Origin of the sequence: Paramuribaculum intestinale (assembly GCF_003024925.1) — a bacterium.
In the GTDB taxonomy this organism is placed as follows: Bacteria; Bacteroidota; Bacteroidia; order Bacteroidales; family Muribaculaceae; genus Paramuribaculum; species Paramuribaculum intestinale.
Genome location: NZ_PUED01000180.1, coordinates 1 through 4,565 on the forward strand (window position 1 = coordinate 1; position 4,565 = coordinate 4,565).

At 55.6% G+C, this 4,565-nt stretch carries 5 protein-coding genes; 1 reads left to right on the plus strand and 4 read right to left on the minus strand.

Annotated features, from left to right (window positions below):
- The 4 genes from C5O24_RS10930 to C5O24_RS10945 form a co-directional block, all read right to left on the minus strand.
- The coding region (locus C5O24_RS10930) for a glycosyltransferase family 2 protein (RefSeq protein ID WP_107681821.1) at window positions 1–616 on the minus strand (616 nt) is incomplete at its 3' end.
- A complete protein-coding gene (locus C5O24_RS10935; protein ID WP_107035126.1) occupies window positions 613–1,125 on the minus strand; it encodes a dihydrofolate reductase in 513 nt (170 codons plus the stop codon). The genes C5O24_RS10935 and C5O24_RS10930, both read right to left, overlap by 4 nt.
- On the minus strand, window positions 1,122–1,916 hold the full coding sequence (locus C5O24_RS10940; RefSeq protein WP_107035125.1) for a thymidylate synthase: 795 nt from the start codon (window positions 1,914–1,916) through the stop codon (window positions 1,122–1,124). Before C5O24_RS10940 ends, C5O24_RS10935 begins: the two co-directional genes overlap by 4 nt.
- Window positions 1,913–2,857: a 4Fe-4S binding protein gene (locus C5O24_RS10945; protein WP_107035124.1), complete on the minus strand. Its 945-nt coding sequence runs from the start codon at window positions 2,855–2,857 to the stop codon at window positions 1,913–1,915. Before C5O24_RS10945 ends, C5O24_RS10940 begins: the two co-directional genes overlap by 4 nt.
- A gap of 162 nt (window positions 2,858–3,019) precedes the next feature.
- Between C5O24_RS10945 and C5O24_RS10950 the strand changes: the two genes are divergently transcribed.
- Window positions 3,020–4,565: S8 family serine peptidase (locus tag C5O24_RS10950; RefSeq protein ID WP_133165545.1), on the plus strand; the 1,546-nt coding region annotated here is incomplete at its 3' end.

A 4,565-nucleotide genomic window follows, 5' to 3' on the forward strand; every position in this document is an offset into this window, starting at 1 on the left:
GTGGATGTATTCGCTCGCCTGACGACAGATGCTCGTGCCGTCCTACCATGACAGGGACATATCTCACGGTCAGTCCGCTACGGATGGCGTCGACGATATAGATGTCGTCTTCTCCATAAGGGTAGCGCGATGAGTTTAGGCCAAACCGTGTGTCGAACCTCAATGCCACTTTTGATCTCCTGATGTTGATCTCTATGGCCGACGGCCAATAGCCGCGTGGCGCGTCCTGTATGACAAATGTGTTTGCCGGTGCTGACGGTGTGCGTGTGGGTGATCCGAACCGTGTGAGCAGTATATCGGCGTCGGGATAGTTGTCAAACGCCTTGATCAGATCGGTAAGATCCTGTTCGGTCAGCGTCACGTCGTCGTCAGAGAATTTAAGATAAGGCGCCGAAGCGTGGTCAAGCAAGATGTTGCGGTTCGCGGCCAATCCGATTGTATCGGTAGCTATCACGTCAATGTCCGGGCGTCTGAGCTGTGGTGGTATGTCCATGACGCATCCGGCTCTTTGCCATCCGATGATATAGCCCACTCCGTCGGTTGCGGGCAGATCAAGGCTGGCGGCTCGGATGATGCCGTCGCGACCATAGGCCGCTATGAGTACCTGAAGAATCACAATCGGTGCAGGTTGATAAACCGATATGACAGGCCGGTGGGTTCGTCGGTGAATGTGTCGGATTGCGATGTGGCGGTCCACTGATTGCGGTCTATCTCAGGGAAAAACGTGTCGGCCTCGTCGAGCGATGCGTCTACTTCGGTGAGGTATATGCGCGATGCGACCGGCATAGCCTCTGAATAGACCATGCCGCCGCCTATGATCATGGTTTCGGGTGCGTCGGCAGTCATGGCGAGCGCCTGTTGGAGCGAAGCGGCGGTTTCTATGCCGGGCGCACTATAGCCGGTGTCGGTAGTGATGACGATATTGCGGCGCTGCGGAAGCGCGCCTTTAGGGAGCGACTCGAATGTGCGGCGCCCCATTACCACGGGCTTGCCGATGGTCAGTTCTTTGAAGTGTCGCAGATCGGCACGTATATGAAACGCGAGGTCGCCGCGGCATCCGATCTCATTGTTGCGCCCCACGGCGGCTATCAGTGAAACTGTCTGTCGGTTGTCGGTCGAAGTCATACGGCTACAATGGCTTTGATGTGGGGATGCGGATCGTAGTCTTCAAGCCGGAAGTCATCGTAATTGAAGTCGAATATCGACTTGACATCGGGGTTGATGATCATGCGCGGGAGCGGGCGGGGATCGCGTGACAGCTGCAGCTCCACTTGCTCGAAATGGTTGCGGTAGATGTGGGCGTCGCCAAGGGTGTGGATGAAATCGCCGGCTTGCAGTCCGGTGACCTGTGCGGTCATCATGAGCAGAAGGGCGTATGAGGCGATGTTGAACGGGACTCCGAGAAAGCAGTCGGCGCTACGCTGATATAGTTGCAGGCTGAGGCGTCCGTCGGCCACGTAATACTGGAAGAATGCGTGACACGGCGGCAGGTGCATCTGCGGTAGGTCGGCCACATTCCATGCGCTGACGATAATGCGTCGGGAGTCGGGGTTGGTCTTTATGGTGTGGATCGCTTCTGCGATCTGGTCGATGTGCCCTCCCCGGTAGTCGGGCCACTGTCGCCACTGGTATCCATAGATGTGGCCGAGGTCGCCGTCGGGTCCGGCCCATTCGTTCCATATCCTGACTCCGTTGTCTTGCAGATATTTCACATTCGTGTCGCCGTTGAGAAACCAGAGCAACTCATGGATGATCGATTTCAGATGCAGCTTCTTGGTGGTCAGCAACGGAAATCCTTCAGCAAGATTATATCTCATCTGGTAGCCGAATATGGATCTGGTGCCGGTGCCGGTGCGGTCCGATTTGTCGGTGCCGCTCTGCATGACGGTCTTCAGAAGATCGAGGTATTGTTTCATCGCAGGTCGTTTTCGTGTGGTGGTGATGCCTTGTCGCACTCCGGTGCGGCGGTGTCGAGTGTGGCTTCGGTTTTGGAATTGATATTTTTTACGCTCTGCATGAGCGGTATCGACAGTTGTTTGCGCCGTGTGGTGTAATGTATGGCGTCGTTGGGGCATACGTTGATGCAGTCGAAGCAGTTGACGCATCTCGATCCGTCGACAACATGGTCGTTGAGGTCGATGCACTCGGCCTTGCATACGTCGGCACATCGTCGGCACTGGATGCATTTGTCGGTGTCGATGTCGATCTGGAATATTGCAAACCGGCTGACAAATCCGAGAGTAGTGCCTACGGGGCATACCGTGGAGCATATCAGACGTCCTGATCGTGCGCTTACGAGTATGATCACAGCCATGACCATCAGTGTCAGTGCGATGCCGAGGGCTGATCCGGCCATTGCGCGTGTGAGGGGAGTGTCGAGCGGATCATAGGGCGGTGATGCGGGATGTGCGGATCCGAGGGCGTTGGCCACCGGCACGATGCAATCGGAGCAGAAGCGCAGGTAGAGCGTATAGGGATCGACAAATGCCGGCACGGCAATCAGCCCTGTCATAAGGCAGACTACGGTGACGGCAAGCACCGTGTGGCGAAGGGGGCTGAATGGCTTCCGGTAGCGGTAGATCTTTTGACGGTGGAACAAACGGGCCGAAGCATCCTGTATCAACCCTATGGGGCAGACTGATGAGCAGTAAACGCGCCCCAACACCAGTGTGATGATAAGCCACACGACAAACACTCCGATGGAGAATGTGGCCACTGCCGGGAGCAGCTGTATGCGGCTGATCCATGCGGCTATGGGATCGATGGCGACAGATGCGACGGTGAGTCCGGCGGTCAACAGGATGAAGACCGTCAGTGAAACAATAATTCGACCGATGCGCAATGCTTTGTTAATCATCGATATGTGGGGAGACTGCCGTAAAAAAGTGATTTTGCGGACGCAAACATACGAAAAATTATGATATTTACGGCATTTTTTACCTATATTTGCAACCTATACCTCGTGTGGTGTCTGATCAGCGTCATGTGGTGTAATAGATAATCTAAAGCCTAACAGATAATGAATACTCGTAATGCAATCCTGTCTTTTATGGCAGGGGCGTCGCTGCTGGTGACGGCTTCGGCACAGGATGCCGCCGGAAAGGTGAATTTTGCGGGGCAGGTGCTGTTCGAACAGTATCAGGCGTCGCAGCAGTCGCGTGCGCAAGGATTGACACCGCGCAAGAAGGTGCCTGAAACGATGCTTGCCATAGTGGAGCTTGCCGACGGATATGATGCCGCGCAGATCGAAGGCGTGGAGGTGATGGACCGCCGCGGTGATATGGCTATCGTCAGCTTGTGTACGGCTGATCTGATGAAGGTGGCCGGCGACAAGGCTGTAAGGCGTCTGTCGGTTGGCGGCCGAGCCCGTCTGGCGCTCGACAAGGCCCGGACGGCATCGAAGGCCAACAGGGTGATGAGCGGCACGTCGTACAGTCTTCCGAAAAACTATAACGGATCGGGAGTGGTGCTCGGCATGATGGATCAGGGTTTTGATCCCAACCATATAAATTTTCTGAATTCCGACCAGACGTCGTCGCGTGTCAGCCGGGTATGGGTCTACGGCAATACGGAGGGCGCTGCCCCGACGGTTTATGATACGCCTTCGGCCATCGCGTCGTTGTCGACGGACAATACGCAGTCGACCCATGCCACTCATGTGGCGGGTATAATGGGCGGTGCCTACAATAAGGGCTGCGATATGGTGAAGTCGTATAACGGTCAGCCGATGGTGGTGAGTGCCAACAATACTTACTATGGTCTGGCACGCGGTGCCGAATATGCTGTCGGAGTGGGAACTCTCTACGACGCAAATATCATGGATGCGGCTCAGAAAGTGTTGGGTTATGCCAAGTCGCAGGGTCGTCCGGCTGTGTTCAACCTGAGTCTTGGAAGTGTGCTCGGGCCTCATGACGGCACTGACGTCGTTGACCGATATCTGGCAGAGCTTGGCAAGGATATGATTATCGTGATGGCCGCAGGCAACGACGGTATGTCGGACGTGTCGCTGCGGGCTGATTTTTCGGCCGGAGCCGGTAAGGTGTCGACCCTTCCGGTGACCGACGGCAATACAAGCTGGAACGGTTTCGTACAGGTATGGAGCGATACGTCTGATCCGGTGGCTGTGGTTTTCAATATATTGAATGTCAAAACCGGGCAGGTTACATACAGTTATCCTATTGCGTCCGCACAGGATGGAATTACCGTCGGCGGGAGTGGCACTTCGGTGACGTCGTCTCTGTTTGCGTCGGCGTTTTCCAGTGATTCCTACATCGTAGTGGAGTCGGGTGTTGAGGATGGCAATAACCGCTATCGGGCGTCGCTTTATCTTGATCTGACGGCCAAGAGCCTGACAAATCCCGAGTTTGTGCCGATGTTGACGATCGAAGGGGCAGCCGGCCAGGGAGCGAGTGCCTTCATATCGTCGGACAACGGTGATATGCTGACGTTCGGCAACCGCGGGCTGACGGGGTATGTGGCCGGCAGTCCGGCGGAGAGTATAAGCAGCATGGCCTGTGGCGAGAACGTCATTGTAGTCGGTTCATACAACAGCCGCAATACATTTC

Coding starts and splice junctions, on each gene's coding strand:
- C5O24_RS10935 (WP_107035126.1), bottom strand. CDS start 1,125: ATGACTTCGACCGACAACCGACAGACAGTTTCACTGATAGCCGCCGTG.
- C5O24_RS10945 (WP_107035124.1), bottom strand. CDS start 2,857: ATGATTAACAAAGCATTGCGCATCGGTCGAATTATTGTTTCACTGACG.
- C5O24_RS10940 (WP_107035125.1), bottom strand. CDS start 1,916: ATGAAACAATACCTCGATCTTCTGAAGACCGTCATGCAGAGCGGCACC.